Origin of the sequence: Rahnella rivi (assembly GCF_019049655.1) — a bacterium.
Lineage (GTDB): Bacteria > Pseudomonadota > Gammaproteobacteria > Enterobacterales > Enterobacteriaceae > Rahnella > Rahnella rivi.
This window is the reverse complement of record NZ_JAFMOX010000059.1, coordinates 55,870-72,410: the sequence shown is the minus strand read 5'-3', so window position 1 is coordinate 72,410 and position 16,541 is coordinate 55,870. Positions and strand designations below refer to the sequence as shown.

The window sequence follows — 16,541 nt, the reverse complement described above, 5'->3', positions numbered from 1 at the left end:
CATATCCCTGGTCTGGTTCTGTGGGGGCTGAGGGGAGGACGAGGGTTCGATTCAGAAAAGGTGCTGAGCAAGACGGCGTTTCAACCGCCCGTCTTTCAGGCTTTTTCCTGTTCAACGGGGGCCGGGCCTCGGAATGCCCGGCGCCATTCACTTGGGCTGATGCCGAATCTGGCCTTGAAACTCTGGCGGAAGGAGACAGGCGACTGAAAACCGGTCATGTCGGCCACGCTTTCAATACTGCTGTTCGTGGTTTCGAGCAGCTCCTGGCTTCTCTGAAGGCGCTCGGCGTTCAGCCATTCTCCCAGCGTGGTGCCGGTTGCTTTGAGAAAATGACGGGTCAGCGTCCGCCTGCTCATGCTGACAAAGCTTGCCAGTGAATCGAGATCATGAGGCTTGTTCAGATTGCGCCGCAGGTACTCTATCAGCTCGTTCATTTTGCCGTCCCGCGTAGAAACCGGGACCGGACGTTCAATAAACTGCGCCTGACCGCCTTCGCGATAGGGAGGAACAACCATTCTTCGTGCCACCCGGTTAGCCACCGCGGAACCATAATGTTCACGGATAATGTTCAGGCAGCAGTCAATACCGGCGGCGGTTCCGGCGGAGGTAATAAGACGATCATCCGTGGTGTACAGCGAGTTGCAGTCCAGATGAACGGCAGGGAAACGCCCGATGAAATCCTGTTCATACTCCCAGTGCGTGGCGGCACGGTGTTTATCAAGCAGGCCGGAATAAGCCAGTACGTAAGCGCCAAGACACAGCCCGACCACTTCAGCGCCGCGCTGCCATGCCTTTATCAGGGCATCGAGCAATGCCTGAGAAGGACGTTCTTCCGGGTGACGCCAGAAAGGCACGATAACAATGTCTGCCACGTCCAATAGCTCAAGGCCATGTTTTACATTCATGGACAGGCCAATATCAGACAGGACAATGCCCGGTTGTTCAGCACAAATTTCGAGGCAGAAAAGATCCGGCTGCGGCATAGACTGCCCGAAGATAATGCAGGGCACTGAAAAGTGAAACGGGCTGAATCCGGCCGTGGCAATCACGGCAACTGTCAGTGCAGACATAGCGTTAACCTTTGCGTAAATGAAAACCACCGGATGACCGGTGGCGAAAATGCTGATATTGGCTGACCAAAGGATAACAGCTGAACGGTCGCCATGGCGTTTTTCCCCTCAGTCAGGCGCAATGATCTGTCAGAAAACCAGTGTGTCACCGTCAGCAGGAATAAGAACCTTGTCCCCAATATTGTGCTCCAGGGAGAACGCTCTCAGCTCTGCACGGGTCAGAAGACAATGGTTAATCGATTCCATGTGAGACGCGACGATGGTCGCCGTCGGCAGCATGTTAAGCGTGCGCAGCGCATCCTCTTTGCCCATGATAATCGGGCCGTATAGATCGTTAACCGCATAGCCGATGTTGAGCACCACAATCTCCGGCCTGAAGCGTTGCAGGCTTTTGGCATAAGGTTTTACCCAGACGGTATCCCCTGCGATATAAAGCGTTTTCTCTTTGTGGTGGGTGAAGACCAACCCGCACGCATCCCCCAGAAACTCACCCCATTGAGCATCAGCGTACAGTTCATTCCTGCCGTGCTGACCGTCAGTTTTATAAATCGTCAGGCCATCAACGAAATGATTTTCATCATTCAGAACACGGATGTTAAGAAAGCCCTGAGAACGGACCAGCGCCGCGTCGCGCTCATCCTGCGTGTAAATAAGCATGTCATTTGGAACCGCTTGCTGGGCCGCTTCATCCCAATGGTCGGTATGGGTATGGGTCAGGATAACGGCATCAACGGCCAGCAAATCCTCCACGGCCACGGGCAAAGACACCATAGGATTACGCAGGTGAGGGCGCGCATTCCCCGCAAAACCCTCCCAGGCTTCTTTTTCTGCCAGCATCGGGTCGATAAGGAATTTTTTACCGGCATATTCCAGTACCAGAGTGGCGTTGCGGATTTGCGTTAATTTCATTGATTGCTCCTGTGATTCATCTGACGTTGAGGCTGAGCCACCGTCGTTGCGGGGCTTCGGAGGGATTTACTATAAGAGGAGGGAGGGGCTGGCTGTGACATGCCCACAGGTCATTCGTCGATGAAATCAGGTCAATCGTTAGGGGAAATGTGTTACCGGCAGAATGCCGCAGCCAGAGGGCCGGTTTAAACGTCATCAGGGGGCGGTGTTGTTGCGTTGCGCTTTTCGCGTGCTATCAATGTCTGGCAGGGAGTGTGGTGAAGTGAAAGGCGGGGTGAGTGTTGAGGGGAAAGTGTTCCCCCCGACTCTGTTTCGGTCTACACGGAGATCTTACGGACACTTTGTCCTGTCACCGTTTCCAAACCGTTTGCACCGTAGAATTTCTGCGACTGGCTGGCGTTGAGGATCGCCAGAGCTTCGGTGTTGTAGTCGATCTGTTTACCCAGCAATAATCCATTGTGCCGGTTGATCTGACTCAGATTGGTGGTCATCTGCACCACCTGCTTCCACATTGCAGCGATTTCTGGCTGACGTGAGTAGGGGGCGGATTGTTTCAGGCGTTCGTCGTGCTGACGACGTTGTTTATCAAGATAGTCTACCGTGGCCAGTAATGAGCTTTTCTGCTCGGTAATGTGTTGCAGGGCCGCTCCGTTAACGCGGCCTGAGCACAGTATCGTTTGTTCGTGATTAATCACTTGATCCAGCGCCTGCAACGTTTCAACCAGGGTAGTCATGGTCTTGATAAAGTTCTTCATCGGGCCTAATTACCTTTCAACTTAAAAATCTTTGAGATAATCCTGTGTATCTTGCAACAGCGCATCGGCAATTTTGCCTGTGTCCATTGTCAGTTTACCATCACGGATCGCCTGCTTAAGCTCGTCTACACGGGCTGAATTGATATCTTGCGCGCTTGACTGCGTCAGCGAGGTTTGTGCTTCGCTGAGGGTCACTGCGGTACCGCTGGTTTTGGTGCCTGAAACGGTTTCTTCTTTACGCGTATTCTGCACGGCGTTTTCAGAAGGGTCGCGTTGCTGGATCGGGCTGAGAGGCGAAACGCCTTGAGTACGATCAATAGCCATAATTTTTTCTCCGGTAATTGCCTGTTCTGCCACGTTTATTCACTTCACAGGCCGATGAGGCAGGCTTGTGTGTAACACGAGGCGGTCAGGGCAACAGTAGGGTCTCACCCTAAAAATGCCGTCGTGTGACGACTCTGATACGTGTGTTATCGACATGTGGCGCAATAACTTTAACCTTATTGCCGAAAAAGTGACAATTTATCACTAAATCTCCACGGTGACAGACCCGTCTGAACCCACAGTACCATTGACGATCACGCCTGACGGCATTCTGATCCGGACTGATTCATTCGCTGCGGCATTGTTCATCGCTTTACCGGCGCTGGATACGTTAAACCCGCTGCCCGTTGCCTGAACCTGTACCTCCTGCCCGGCGTGCACCATCCACGGACGGCGCAGCATCGAGAGCGTCAGCGGCTGGCCGATGTTGATGTTACGCAGGGTTACGCCGTTCAGCGCCAGTTTGCTGTCTAAAACTGCTTTCGGCGGCAGAAGATCCAGTCGTCCGGTCTTTTGCTGCATATCTGCTTCTGCCAGGTGCGCGCCGGCAGGCACGTTTTTGGCCGCCACCCAATAGGTTCCGCTCACCTGCACTTTGGTCTGTACGTAGCTTTTTTTGCCGTTGCAGTTCACCGCCACCGACACATTGCCCCAGGTGCGGCTGTTCGGCGAAAGCATAAACTGCGGCGCGAGGCACTGCGGCTGCCGCGCGGCGGGCGTTGTCACCACCACCGTCACCTGCATTCCGCTTTCACTGTATTGCTGGCGGAAAAACTGCTGGATTTGCGACGTCAGCAAGGTGTCGCTGTTGGCTGAAACAGGCGCGCTTCTCACCGGTGCCGTCTGGGCAATGCTCATTTCACCGGACAGTGCCCCGAGAAGGATGCAACCCAGCGTGATACCCGTATGACGCAATGTCAGCCTGTTCATTCGCGATTCATCCTGATGGCAAAAAGTCTACTGGCGACAAGTCTACCCGCACTTTTCAATTCCTAAAGGGACAAATAGCGCCCGATTTTATGCTTATTCAGACGATAGGTTATTGACACCCGCAATTATGCTGTCCGCTCCAAAATCTCATTTGCGGAGGGCGCATGCTCGACAAATTGAACGCCGCACTACAGTTCCAACAGGAAGCGCTCAACCTGCGCGCCCAGCGGCAAGAAATACTTTCAGCCAATATCGCCAACGCCGATACCCCAGGTTATCAGGCGCGCGATATCGATTTCGCCAGTCAGTTACAGAAAGTGATGGAGCAGGGCCGCGCCAGTGGCAGCGGTATGTCTTTGTCACTGACCTCTGACCGCCACATTCCGGCATCGAACGTCCAGGCAGCCGATATGGATTTGATGTACCGGATCCCGGATCAACCTTCAGCGGACGGTAACACAGTCGATATGGACCGTGAACGTACCAACTTCGCCGATAACAGCGTGCGCTATCAGACCGATTTGACCGTCCTCGGCGGACAGGTCAAAGGAATGATGTCGGTGCTGCAAGGATAATTGCTCATGTCGATGCTTGGTATTTTTGATATCGCCGGTTCTGCGCTGGCTGCGCAGTCTCAGCGTCTGAACGTCAGCGCCAGTAACATGGCCAACGCCGACAGTGTCACCGGCCCTGATGGTCAGCCTTACAAGGCAAAACAGGTGGTCTTTCAGGTGGATGCTGCACCTGGACAGGAAACCGGTGGGGTGAAAGTGGCGCAGATCGTTGATGATCCTGCGCCGATGCGCATGGTGTACGAGCCGGGTAATCCGATGGCGGATGCCAAGGGTTACGTGCAGATGCCAAACGTAGATGTGGTCAGCGAAATGGTCAACACCATCTCCGCTTCCCGCAGTTATCAGGCCAACGTCGAGGTGCTCAATACCACCAAGTCGTTGATGATGAAAACTCTGACTCTGGGTCAATAGCGGAGCGCACCATGGCAATTACCACGTCGATTAACGACACCACGGATAACACCATCGCGGCTACCGCTGCGACGTCCACCACGGGAAGCTCGGCTGACGACCTCTCCAGCAGTTTTCTGACCCTGTTAGTGGCTCAGCTGAAAAACCAGGATCCTACCAATCCGATGGATAACAGCCAGCTGACCACCCAGTTAGCGCAAATCAGCACCGTGAGCGGCATTGAAAAACTGAACACGACGCTGGGCAGCATTTCCGGGCAAATCACCAACGGCACCTCAGTTCAGGCAAGTTCGCTGATCGGCCACGGAGTGATGGTTTCCGGCAGCACTATTTTGGTCGGCAGCGACACAGACGGCACCGTCAGCACCACGCCATTTGGCCTGGAGCTGGAAAGCGCATCAGACAACGTGACCGCTACCATCACCGATTCTACGGGCAAAGCCGTGAAGACCATCAGCCTGGGTTCCCAGACTGCCGGTGTCCACAGCTACACCTGGGATGGCACGCAGGACGACGGCACCAAAGCCCCGAACGGCAGCTATTCCTTCAGCATCAATGCGCTGAATAACAATCAGCAAATGGTGGCAACACCGCTGAACTATGCACTGGTCAACGGCGTGATCAACAGCAAGACCGGCACCTCGCTGGATCTCGGTGTACGCGGAACGACGACAGTCGATCAGGTAAGACAGATTTTGTAATCGTTTTGCTCCTCCCTCTGCAAAGGGGGAGGCGGGGAGTGTGTATTACGGGTCGCGCCTGCGCAGCCGTGATATCGCCCCCCAACCCTCACCGTTGCCGGAGAGGGAGCCAAAGACGCCTCTTCGCAGGGGAGGAGCTAAAGATGCATAAACACTACACAGTAAACTGGAGCTAACATGAGCTTTTCACAAGCAGTCAGCGGCCTGAGCGCAGCATCGTCCAACCTGGACGTGATCGGTAACAACATCGCCAACTCCGCGACCGTGGGTTTCAAAACCGCGACCGCTTCTTTTGCCGATATGTTCGCCGGTTCACAAACGGGGATGGGCGTTAAAGTCGCCGCAGTCACACAGAATTTCAATGACGGTACCACCACCACAACGTCCCGTGGTCTGGACGTTGCACTGAGCGGAAACGGGTTCTTCCGTCTGGCCGACAGCAGCGGCACCGTGTATTACTCGCGTAACGGCCAGCTGTCTCTCGACGCTAACCGTAATCTGGTGAACATGCAGGGTCTGAGCGTGACCGGTTATCCGGCCACCGGCACACCGCCGACTATCGCGGCCGGTGCGCAACCTGTTGCCCTGAGCGTGCCAACCACCATGATGAGCGCCAAATCGACTGTGGGTGGCACGATGGTCGCCAACCTGAACTCAACGGATACCGCGCCGAAAACCGCCACATTCAACAGCAGCGATGACACCAGCTACAACTACGTCAACAGCATCACGACGTATGACTCACTGGGTAACGCGCACGATAATAACGTCTACTTCGTGAAGTCGGCCACCCTGGCGAACAGCTGGGATGTCTACTCGCAGGACGGCAGCGTGGCCGGTTCAACCGCCGCCAAAATCGGCTCTCTGAACTTCACCACCAGCGGCGCACTGACCAGCACCAGCTCCGCCACTGGCGCTGCGCAAACCGGTCTGACCCTGACCTTACCGATGAATACCGCCACCAACGGCGCGGTCCCCGGGCAGACCGTTGCACTGGACTTCACCGGCAGTATCCAGCAGAGCACCGGCAGCAACAGCATCGGTTCCCTGACGCAGGATGGTTATGCCGCAGGCCAGATGACCGGTTACACCATCAATAACGACGGCACCATCACCGGCACTTACTCCAACCAGAAAACGCAGTTACTCGGCCAGATCGTGCTGAGCTCCTTCTCTAACCCGGAAGGTCTGAAATCTGAAGGCGATAACGTCTGGACTGCCACCTCCTCTTCCGGTCAGCCCGTAAACGGCATCGCCAGCGAAGGCGGTTTCGCCAGCATCACCAGTGGCGCGCTGGAATCTTCCAACGTCGATCTGAGTGCCGAACTGGTGAACATGATCGTTGCTCAGCGTAACTATCAGTCGAATGCGCAAACCATCAAAACTCAGGACTCCATCCTGAACACGCTGGTTAACCTGCGCTAACGCGCGATAAAACTCGATAGGGCAGCACTATGGATCACGCTATCTACACCGCGATGGGCGCAGCCAGCCAGACGCTGGTTCAGCAGTCGGTCACGTCAAGTAACCTGGCAAACGCCTCGACGCCGGGATTTCGTGCGCAGCTTTTAGCGATGCGCGCGGTTCCGGTGGACGGCCAAAGTCTGGACACCCGCACACTGGTCACCGCGTCCACGCCGGGCGCAGACATGTCGCAGGGGAAACTTAACTACACGGGCCGTCCGCTGGATGTTGCCTTACAGCAGGACGGTTTCCTCGCGGTGCAGATGCCTGACGGCTCTGAAGCCTATACCCGTAACGGTGACATGCAGGTGTCTCCCACTAACCAGCTGACCGTTCAGGGTCATCCGGTGATGGGCGACAACGGGCCGATTGAAGTGCCGCCCAACTCGCAGCTGACCATCTCTGCGGACGGCACCATTGCCGTGCTGGAAGCCGGCGCTGATCCCAACACCATGGGGCAGCTCGGTAAACTGAAACTGGTAAAAGCCACCGGGAGCGAAGTGACGCGAGGCGATGACGGCATGTTCCGTCTGACGCCGGAAACGGCACAGGCCCGTGGGAATGCGCTTGCCGCCGACCCGACCATTCACGTGATGCCGGGAACCCTTGAAGGCAGCAACGTGAAACCGGTCGAAACCATGGTTGACATGATCGCCAACGCCCGTCGCTTTGAGATGCAGATGAAAGTCATCCACAGCGTCGATGAAAATGAACAACGCGCCAATAATCTGCTGTCACTGACCTGATGATGGCAGAGGAGTAACGACATGATCCCATCGCTTTATATCGCGAAAACCGGTCTGGATGCACAGCAGACCAATATGGACGTCATCGCCAACAACCTGGCGAACGTCAGCACCAACGGCTTTAAACGCCAGCGTGCGGTTTTTGAAGATTTGCTGTACCAGACAATCCGCCAGCCAGGCGCGCAGTCGTCTGAACAGACGAACCTGCCTTCCGGTTTGCAGATCGGTACCGGTGTTCGCCCTGTCTCTACTGAACGTCTGTTCTCGCAGGGCAACCTGTCGCAGACCAGCAACAGTAAAGATATCGCCGTAAAAGGTGAGGGCTTCTTCCAGGTCCAGCTGCCTGACGGCACCACCGCCTATACCCGTGACGGCTCTTTCCAGGTGGATCAGAACGGTCAGCTGGTGACATCCAGCGGCTATCAGGTCATTCCTGCGATCACCATCCCGACCAACGCGCTCAGCATGACCGTTGGCCGTGACGGGATCGTCAGCGTCACCCAGCAGGGGCAGACGGCGGCCCAGCAGGTCGGTCAGCTGACGCTGAGCACCTTTATCAACAACAGCGGCCTGGAATCTATGGGTGAAAACCTGTACCAGGAAACCCAAAGCTCCGGCGCGCCGACAGAAAGCACGCCGGGTCTGAACGGCGCTGGCCTGTTGTATCAGGGCTATGTTGAAACCTCGAACGTTAACGTGGCGGAAGAACTGGTCAACATGATCCAGACGCAACGTGCGTACGAAATCAACAGTAAAGCGGTGTCCACATCGGACGAAATGCTGCAGAAACTTTCGCAGCTGTAATCTTTGCCGCCCTTACCGGCACTCTGCGGTCAGGGCGGGAAAAACAAGAGGACAGGGGCGGAAACGTGCCTGTCCTGTACGGTTTCTGATTCCTGTCAGGTCGATTTTTTTAAGGCGATAACTGTGGTGACCAAAAAAATAACGTCGGTAAAGACTTCTCTTGTAAACCGACCAGGCAAGCTGGCGCTGCCGCTGTTAGTGACGTTACTGGCGAACGGTTGCGCGTATTTTCCGCATACCCCGCTGGTCCCTGGCACAACCACAGCTCAGCCTGCGCCAGCCGCACCGCCGGTTCCTAACGGTTCGATTTTCCAGTCAGTTCAGCCGATGAACTACGGTTATCAGCCTTTGTTCGAAGACCGTCGTCCGCGCAATATCGGCGATACCCTGACCATTGTGTTGCAGGAAAACGTCAGTGCGAGCAAAAGCTCCTCGGCCAACGCCAGCCGCAACGGCTCCACCAAGTTTGGCTTTGATACCACACCGCGTTATCTGGAAGGCCTGTTCGGCAACGCACGTGCGGCGGTGGATACCTCCGGCGATAACACCTTTGCAGGCAAAGGCGGTGCAGCGGCCAATAACAGCTTCACCGGCACATTGACCGTGACCGTCAGCGAAGTGCTGGCAAACGGCAACCTGAAAGTGGTCGGTGAGAAACAAATCGAAATTAATCAGGGAACCGAGTTCATCCGGTTCTCCGGTGTCGTCAACCCACGCACCATCAGCGGCGCGAATGCGGTGATCTCCACACAGGTGGCGGATGCGCGTATCGAGTACGTGGGCAATGGCTACATCAACGAAGCGCAGAACATGGGCTGGTTGCAGCGGTTCTTCCTAAACTTATCGCCGTTATAACGAGGCAATCATGCGAAAAATTCTTTCCGGTATCTTCTGTCTGGCGATGTCCGCCCTGGTGATACTGCCCGCATCAGCCGATCGTATTCGTGATTTGACCACGGTACAGGGCGTGCGTGATAACGCCCTGATCGGCTACGGCTTAGTTGTCGGCCTCGACGGTACCGGTGACCAGACCACGCAGACGCCTTTCACTACCCAAACGCTGACCAACATGCTCTCGCAGCTGGGGATAACCGTTCCCGCTGGCACCAACATGCAGCTGAAAAACGTTGCCGCGGTGATGGTAACCGCCAAGATGCCACCGTTCTCCCGCGCCGGTCAGGCCATCGACGTGGTGGTGTCCTCCATGGGTAACGCCAAAAGCATTCGCGGCGGCACCCTGCTGATGACCCCGATGAAAGGGGTGGATAATCAGGTTTACGCGCTGGCGCAGGGTAACGTGCTGGTCGGCGGTGCCGGGGCTTCTGCCGGGGGCAGCAGCGTGACGGTTAACCAGGTATCCGGCGGACGTATCACCGGCGGCGCCACCATTGAACGCGAACTGCCAAGCACCTTCGGCACCGAAGGCGTGATCAGTCTGCAACTTAATGACGAAGATTTTAATCTGGCGCAGCAAGTCAGCGATGCCATCAACCGTCAGGGAATGGGCGTGGCCTCTGCGCTGGATTCCCGCAATATTCAGATTGTGGTGCCGCGCGGCAATGTCTCGCAGGTACGCATTCTGGCGCAGATTCAGAACATTGAAGTCAACGTCGGGCCGATGGATGCGAAAGTGATCATCAACTCCCGTACCGGCTCGGTGGTGATGAACCGCGACGTGACGCTGGACAGCTGTGCCGTCGCGCAGGGCAACCTTTCCGTGGTGGTGGATCGCCAGAACGACGTCAGCCAGCCGAATACGCCATTCGGTGGCGGTCAGACGGTGGTGACGCCAAACACCAATATTTCGGTGCGTCAGTCCGGCGGCTCAATCCAGCAGGTGCGTTCGAGCGCCAGCCTGAATAATGTGGTGCGTACCCTGAACGCGTTAGGCGCGACGCCTATCGATCTGATGTCTATTTTGCAGGCCATGAAAACAGCCGGTTGCCTGCGCGCTGATTTGGAAATTATCTGATGAGCGATCTGATGTCGATGTCCGGGGCCGCGTATGACGCGCAGTCCCTGAACAAACTGAAGCGGGATGTGGCGCAGGATCCTCAGGCGCACATCCGGGAAGTGGCGAAACAGTTTGAAGGGGTGTTCGTGCAGATGATGCTGAAAAGTATGCGTCAGGCCCTGCCCGAAGGCGGATTGCTCAGCAGTGAGCAAACCAAGCTTTATACATCGATGTACGATCAGCAAATTGCGCAGGACATGTCCAACAAAGGGTTGGGCATGGCAGACATGATGGTGGAACAGCTGAGCGGCGGCACCAAGCAACCCTCAGAGCTGGCGGGCACCGTGCCGATGGCGCTGGACAACGAAGTGCTGAAAACCCTGCCGATTCAGGCGATGGAACAGTACCTGCGTAAAGCCATCCCGACGGCACCTGACCGCACCACCAGCGGCGCGCCGCTGTCTCAGGGCAGCGGCCAGTTCGTCTCAAACCTGAGCATTCCGGCGCAGGTGGCCAGTAAAGACAGCGGCATCCCGCATCAGCTGATCATGGCGCAGGCCGCGCTGGAGTCCGGCTGGGGGCAACGTGAAATTCCCACCAGCGACGGCAAACGCAGCTTTAACCTGTTCGGCATCAAAGCCGGCAGCAGCTGGGACGGCCCGACCACCCACATCACCACCACCGAATATTCCAACGGTGTGGCGAAAAAAGTCCAGGCCAGTTTCCGCGTTTACGGCTCTTATGTGGAAGCCATCAGCGATTACATTAAATTGCTGACCAATAACCCGCGCTATGCGCAGGTCGCCTCGGCCAGCACGCCTGAACAGGCGGCACATGCGCTGCAAAAAGCGGGCTATGCCACAGACCCGAATTACGCCGACAAACTGGTGAGTGTTATCCAGAAAATCAAAGGCGCGGGCGAGCAGGCAGTCAAAGCCTACAGCCATGATCTCAAAGATATTTTCTGATATGCACGTTCTAAATGGCAACCTCCTCTCAGACCTGGAAAAAGTTTGAAAGCGGTTGCCATTTTTTTCTCAAGTTTTCGCAGTCGAAGCCGATAACCAGATCAATATGGGAAAAGGGCCAGCCCCCGACCCGAACCCTTTAATTATCCGGCGGTAAAATTTTACACCGGCAGCCAAAAGGTCACTCATGTCCAGTAGCTTAATCAATACCGCAATGAGCGGACTGAACGCAGCGCAGGCTGCGCTCAGCACCACCGGTAATAACATCGCTAACGTCAGTGTGGCCGGTTATAACCGCCAGACAACGATCATCAATCAAAGCAACGGCACCGCGACGGGCGCAGGCTATATCGGTAACGGCGTCACAGTCACCGGCATCAACCGCGAGTACAACGCCTTTGTGGTGACGCAGTTACTGGGTTCCAGCGCCACCAGCAGCGCGTTATCGACCCAACTGGGCCAGGCAAGCTCCATCGATGACTTGCTGGGTGACAGCTCAACGGGCATTGATGCCACCATGGCGACCTTCTTCAAGGGCCTGCAAACCCTGACCAGCAACGCCAGCGACAGCTCCGCGCGTCAGGCCGTGTTGGGCGAAGCGCAAGGGCTGACCGCGCAGTTCAACAGTTCAGCAAAATACCTGAATGATATGAACACCGCCGTTAACCAGCAGATCTCGCAGAACGTTGACCAGATCAACACGTTCGCCTCGCAGATTGCCAAATTGAACACGCAGATCACCACCACGCGCGGCAGCACCGGGCAGGAGCCTAATGCGCTGCTCGATCAACGCGATCAACTGGTCAGCAAGCTTAATGACATTACCGGTGTCACCGTCACGCAGCAGGATGGCGATACCTACAACGTCTCCTTTGCCAACGGCGTGCCACTGGTGAGCGGTGGAAATGCTAAAACTGTGGTGGCCGTCGCTTCCAGTGCAGATCCGACCAAAATGACCGTGGGCATGACGCAGCCGGATGGCTCCGTGTCACAGATCCAGGAAAGCCGCATGACCACCGGTTCTCTCGGTGGCGCGTTGTCTTTCCGCAAAGATAACCTGGAACCGGCCATCAACCAGTTAGGTCAGTTAGCGCTGACGATGGCTGACAGCTTCAACACCACCAACAAAGCCGGTTTCGACCTCAATGGCACCCAGGGCACGGATTTCTTCACCTTCACCGGCGCGACCACGGTAGGCAACACCAAAAACCAGGGTACGGCGGATGTGAGCGTGGCCTACACCGACACGTCAGCGGTTAAAGCCAGCGATTACACCATGGCTTATAACGGCAGCAGCTGGGATGTGACCCGCGTTTCCGACGGGGCAAAAATCACGCCGACCACTGGCCCGAATGACAGCAACGGTAACCCGACGATGGAATTCGACGGCCTGTCCGTTTCTGTCAGCGGCACCCCGTCAACCAAAGACAGTTTCACCATCAAAACGGTGAGTAATGTGGCGGGCAGTGTGAATGTCGCGATCAGCGATTCTTCACTGATCGCCGCTGCGGGCTCAGCAGACACCGGCGTCAGCGATAACACCAACGCGCAGAAAATGCTGAATCTGCAAACCGCCAAACTGGTGGAAGGTAAATCAACTTTGTCCGGCGCGTATGCCAGCCTGGTCAGCAACGTGGGTAACCAGGTCAGCACACTGACTACCACCAACACCGCGCAGGCCAACATTGTGACCCAGCTGACCGCACAGCAGCAGTCTATCTCCGGGGTTAACCTCGATGAGGAATACGGCGATCTGCAACGTTACCAGCAATATTATCTGGCGAACGCGCAGGTCGTGCAGACGGCTTCGACGATTTTCGACGCGATCATCAACCTTCGCTGATACCGCCGCCTTCAGGCCGCTGGTGTTTAGAACGTATTATTTGAACTGATAAGGAACTGATGCCATGCGCCTTAGTACCAATATGATTTATCAACAAAACATGGATGCGGTTCTGGATGGTCAGAACCGTTTTCAGGCCACCGGTTTACAGCTGTCTACCGGTTCTAAAGTGAGCAAGCCTTCGGACGATCCGCTGGCGGCATCGCAGGCCGTATTGGTTCGTCAGGCATCTGCTGAAAACAAACAGTTTTCAGTGGCGCGCACTTTCGCTAATCAGAGCATGAGTCAGGAAGAATCGATTCTCTCCAGCGTGACCAGCACGATTCAGGACGCACAGACGCTGATCGTTCAGGCCGGTGACGGCTCGTTAAGCGATGATGACCGTTCTTCTCTGGCGACCAAACTCGAAAGCCTGAAGTCTCAGCTGCTCAACATGTCGAACAGCACCGACGGTAATGGCCGCTATATTTTTGCCGGTTATAAGAGTGATACACCGCCGTTTACGCAAGATGCGACCACGGGTGCAGTGTCTTATTCGGGCGGCACAACGGCCATCACCCAGCAGGTGGATGCCAGCCGTACCATGACCATCAACCACACCGGTAATGAAGTTTTCCAGACCCTGACCGGTGATGCGAAAGCGGAACCTAACGGCGACCCCAGCGAACCCGATATCTTCAAAACCATTGATGGTGCGCTGAAAGCCCTGAAAACGCCGTCTGCGGATTACACCACCGACACCGAGTACACGGACGCGATTGGTAAAGCCAACCGTGGCCTGAGCAACTCGCTGAACAACGTGTTGTCTGTGCGTTCAGAGCTGGGTACGCAGATGAGTGAGCTGGACACGCTGGATACGCTCGGTGATAACCGTGAAGTGACCAACGCCAGCAAGCTGAGTGATTTGGTGGACACTGACTGGACGTCAGCAATTTCGACTTATACGCTGCAGCAGGTTGCGCTTCAGGCGTCTTATAAGACGTACAGCACCATGCAGGGCATGTCACTGTTTCAGATGAATTCGTAATCCCTCCTGCGCGGCTTCGCGCAAGATATCTCCTCTTCGTTATCGACTGCCTGCCCGTTTTAACGCGGGCAGGCAGGCTCTTTTCTGACTGTACTTAAACCGGGTACTTTCAGTTTTGTATGTCACTTTTTCTAAGGTTGAAGTGACATACTCTTTTTCCTCGTCGTGCTTCTGGTCAGCTCATCCAAACAACGCTAACAGTACCGGGAACAGGAACGGGGCGAGCAGGGAAGTAATAATCCCGCAAATCACCAGTGCCAGTGAGCTGAATGCGCCTTCCTGATAATCCATTTCCGCACAGCGTGCAGTGCCGAGTGCATGCGACGCAGTACCCATCGCCAGGCCGCGTGACGCTTTAGTGGTGATCTTCAGCAGATTCAAAATACTGTGGCCGAAAACGGCGCCGAGGATCCCGACGAATATCACACACACGGCGCTGATAGCAGGAATACCGTTGATGGATTGCGCTGTCGCCATCGCAATCGGCGTGGTGACGGATTTCGGTAATACCGATGCGGCGATCTGCGGTGTTGCCCCCATCCACAAGGCAATGGCGGTACCGGTAACCATCGCCACCACGCTGCCGATAAAGCAGATGCTGATAATGGATTTCCAGCGCGCGCGGATCTGGTGGAGCTGTTCGTACAACGGAAACGCCAGTGCCACCACGGCGGGTTGCAGCAAATCATTAAGGATCTTGCTGCCCGCAAAATAGCGTGCGTAAGGGATGTTGGTCACCAGCAGCAAAGGAATAATCACCACCATCGACATCAGCAACGGGTTAAGCAGCGGCATTTTGAGCCTGATCGCCAGTTTGCGGGTGGCGAAAAAGACCAGCAGCGTCAGCGGCAAAGACCACAGAATATCAATCATTTTTTTCCTCCGCGCTTTCCTTAATTGTCCCGCGATCGCCGTGAATATAGTGGGAGCAATAGGCCACCACCAGCAGCACCACCAGCGTACTCACCAGGCAAGACACCACCAGCGGACCGAACTGCGTACGCAACTGCTCGTAATAATTCATCACCCCGACGCCGATAGGAACGAACAACAACGCCATATAGCGAATCAGCACGTTGCAGCCGGGTTTGACCCATTTAAACGGCAGAATTTGTGTTGAGAGCAGGCAAAACAAAATCAGCATCCCGATAATGCTGCCGGGGATAGTGAGAGGCAAAAGAGAGGAAATGGCGTTACCGGCGAATAAACACAGGTAAATCAGAATAAACGCCCGAATATATTGAAATGCCAGAGAGACTGCGTTGCTCATGGTGTTTCACCCAGTTGAATGATGCATTCATCATACAATTAAGATGTGATCTGTGCCACATAACTCAGTATGAAATTTAGGAATGAAGTGTATTCCAAATGGGGGCGTCTTGGCGCGGGGAAAGTGTTAAGCAGGGGGAGGGGTGTTTAAATTCAACTTCAACTTCAACTTCAACTTCAAGGTCAAGACCGTGGGTTGCCACCCACACCGGCCTTAGGGGTGGCTTATCGCCGCCACCCCTAAGAACCCCGGGCTCTTTTCACTGCGCGCTGTCGCTTGCTGGCTGTGTTTCAGGGGCTCCTCCTATTGCCGCAAACGCCGCCGCTGCGCGGTCCTCTCATTTCAGGTTCGGACCCGCTCGAAAAAAACACCCTCGCGGTTTCTCACCGTTCATTCGACGTCGTTTTGAGTGCGGCCAGAGGCTATGTAAAACGGAGGTTTTCCCCTCCACCTGCGAAGTGGGATGAGAAAAATAAAGCAAAACCAAATACATTTCCTTTGACTTTGAAATGCCATTGGCCGCGCTCAAAAATCACGCCGAAGGGAGAGGTGGAAAACCGCGCGTCTGTTTGCGCGGGTTGTAACCCGACCGGAGGGCACCGCGTAGCGGCGGGATTTTGCGGCAATAACGCAAGCCCCTGAAACATAGCCCGCGAGCGGCAGCGCGCAGTTAAAAAAACGCAGGATTGTTAAGGGGCGCGTTTACGCCCCTTAACCCGGTGTGGGCCGGCGCCCACGACCTTGACCTTGATGCAGCGCGCAGCGGCCGGATTTTGCGGCAATAGCCGGA

At 55.5% G+C, this 16,541-nt stretch carries 18 protein-coding genes; 11 read left to right on the top strand and 7 right to left on the bottom strand.

Going from position 1 to position 16,541, the window contains the following annotated elements:
• Nucleotides 1-95 precede the first annotated feature (95 nt).
• The 5 genes from J1779_RS12485 to flgA all read right to left on the bottom strand — a co-directional run bounded on the left by J1779_RS12485 (nt 96) and on the right by flgA (nt 3,988).
• The gene (locus J1779_RS12485; protein WP_217203901.1) at nt 96-1,070 is read right to left on the bottom strand and encodes a GlxA family transcriptional regulator; all 975 of its coding nucleotides are present in this window, start codon (nt 1,068-1,070) and stop codon (nt 96-98) included.
• Between the two features lie 129 nt (nt 1,071-1,199).
• Nucleotides 1,200-1,979: an MBL fold metallo-hydrolase gene (locus tag J1779_RS12480; protein ID WP_217203900.1), complete on the bottom strand. Its 780-nt coding sequence runs from the start codon at nt 1,977-1,979 to the stop codon at nt 1,200-1,202.
• Between the two features lie 317 nt (nt 1,980-2,296).
• Nucleotides 2,297-2,734 (bottom strand): flagella synthesis protein FlgN, encoded by a 438-nt coding sequence (locus tag J1779_RS12475; RefSeq protein ID WP_056769734.1) that lies wholly within the window; start codon nt 2,732-2,734, stop codon nt 2,297-2,299.
• 21 nt (nt 2,735-2,755) lie between these two features.
• The gene (flgM, locus tag J1779_RS12470) at nt 2,756-3,058 is read right to left on the bottom strand and encodes a flagellar biosynthesis anti-sigma factor FlgM (RefSeq protein WP_056769736.1); all 303 of its coding nucleotides are present in this window, start codon (nt 3,056-3,058) and stop codon (nt 2,756-2,758) included.
• 204 nt (nt 3,059-3,262) lie between these two features.
• Nucleotides 3,263-3,988 (bottom strand): flagellar basal body P-ring formation chaperone FlgA, encoded by a 726-nt coding sequence (gene flgA / locus J1779_RS12465; RefSeq protein ID WP_217203899.1) that lies wholly within the window; start codon nt 3,986-3,988, stop codon nt 3,263-3,265.
• 164 nt (nt 3,989-4,152) lie between these two features.
• Here flgA and flgB point away from each other — a divergent pair, with 164 nt between their 5' ends.
• From flgB to flgL, 11 genes are all read left to right on the top strand, one after another.
• Nucleotides 4,153-4,563, top strand: coding sequence for a flagellar basal body rod protein FlgB (flgB, locus tag J1779_RS12460; protein WP_056769737.1), 411 nt, complete (start codon nt 4,153-4,155; stop codon nt 4,561-4,563).
• 6 nt (nt 4,564-4,569) lie between these two features.
• On the top strand, nt 4,570-4,974 hold the full coding sequence (gene flgC / locus J1779_RS12455) for a flagellar basal body rod protein FlgC (protein WP_056769739.1): 405 nt from the start codon (nt 4,570-4,572) through the stop codon (nt 4,972-4,974).
• A gap of 11 nt (nt 4,975-4,985) precedes the next feature.
• Nucleotides 4,986-5,675, top strand: a complete 690-nt coding sequence (gene flgD / locus J1779_RS12450) for a flagellar hook assembly protein FlgD (RefSeq protein WP_056769742.1) — start codon at nt 4,986-4,988, stop codon at nt 5,673-5,675.
• 177 nt (nt 5,676-5,852) lie between these two features.
• Nucleotides 5,853-7,100 carry a flagellar hook protein FlgE gene (gene flgE / locus J1779_RS12445; RefSeq protein WP_122094997.1) on the top strand — a complete coding sequence of 416 codons (1,248 nt, stop codon included), beginning with the start codon at nt 5,853-5,855 and terminating at the stop codon, nt 7,098-7,100.
• Nucleotides 7,101-7,129: 29 nt separating this feature from the next.
• On the top strand, nt 7,130-7,885 hold the full coding sequence (locus J1779_RS12440) for a flagellar basal body rod protein FlgF (protein ID WP_056769745.1): 756 nt from the start codon (nt 7,130-7,132) through the stop codon (nt 7,883-7,885).
• Between the two features lie 21 nt (nt 7,886-7,906).
• The gene (gene flgG / locus J1779_RS12435) at nt 7,907-8,689 is read left to right on the top strand and encodes a flagellar basal-body rod protein FlgG (RefSeq protein ID WP_056769747.1); all 783 of its coding nucleotides are present in this window, start codon (nt 7,907-7,909) and stop codon (nt 8,687-8,689) included.
• Nucleotides 8,690-8,827: 138 nt separating this feature from the next.
• Entirely contained in the window at nt 8,828-9,544 is a 717-nt protein-coding gene (locus J1779_RS12430; protein ID WP_122095614.1) for a flagellar basal body L-ring protein FlgH, read from the top strand.
• Nucleotides 9,545-9,554: 10 nt separating this feature from the next.
• Nucleotides 9,555-10,661, top strand: coding sequence for a flagellar basal body P-ring protein FlgI (locus J1779_RS12425; RefSeq protein WP_056769751.1), 1,107 nt, complete (start codon nt 9,555-9,557; stop codon nt 10,659-10,661).
• A complete protein-coding gene (gene flgJ, locus J1779_RS12420; RefSeq protein WP_056769753.1) occupies nt 10,661-11,611 on the top strand; it encodes a flagellar assembly peptidoglycan hydrolase FlgJ in 951 nt (316 codons plus the stop codon). The genes J1779_RS12425 and flgJ overlap by 1 nt, the downstream gene beginning before the upstream one ends.
• 187 nt (nt 11,612-11,798) lie before the next feature.
• On the top strand, nt 11,799-13,454 hold the full coding sequence (gene flgK / locus J1779_RS12415) for a flagellar hook-associated protein FlgK (protein ID WP_056769754.1): 1,656 nt from the start codon (nt 11,799-11,801) through the stop codon (nt 13,452-13,454).
• A 64-nt stretch (nt 13,455-13,518) separates the two neighbouring features.
• Nucleotides 13,519-14,481 carry a flagellar hook-associated protein FlgL gene (gene flgL, locus J1779_RS12410; protein ID WP_056769756.1) on the top strand — a complete coding sequence of 321 codons (963 nt, stop codon included), beginning with the start codon at nt 13,519-13,521 and terminating at the stop codon, nt 14,479-14,481.
• Nucleotides 14,482-14,661: 180 nt separating this feature from the next.
• Here flgL and J1779_RS12405 read toward each other — a convergent pair whose 3' ends face one another.
• Together J1779_RS12405 and J1779_RS12400 are read right to left on the bottom strand one after the other, a co-directional pair.
• A complete protein-coding gene (locus J1779_RS12405; RefSeq protein WP_056769757.1) occupies nt 14,662-15,354 on the bottom strand; it encodes a CidB/LrgB family autolysis modulator in 693 nt (230 codons plus the stop codon).
• A complete protein-coding gene (locus J1779_RS12400; RefSeq protein ID WP_122095003.1) occupies nt 15,347-15,751 on the bottom strand; it encodes a CidA/LrgA family protein in 405 nt (134 codons plus the stop codon). The genes J1779_RS12405 and J1779_RS12400 overlap by 8 nt, the downstream gene beginning before the upstream one ends.
• Between the last annotated feature and the right edge of the window lie 790 nt (nt 15,752-16,541).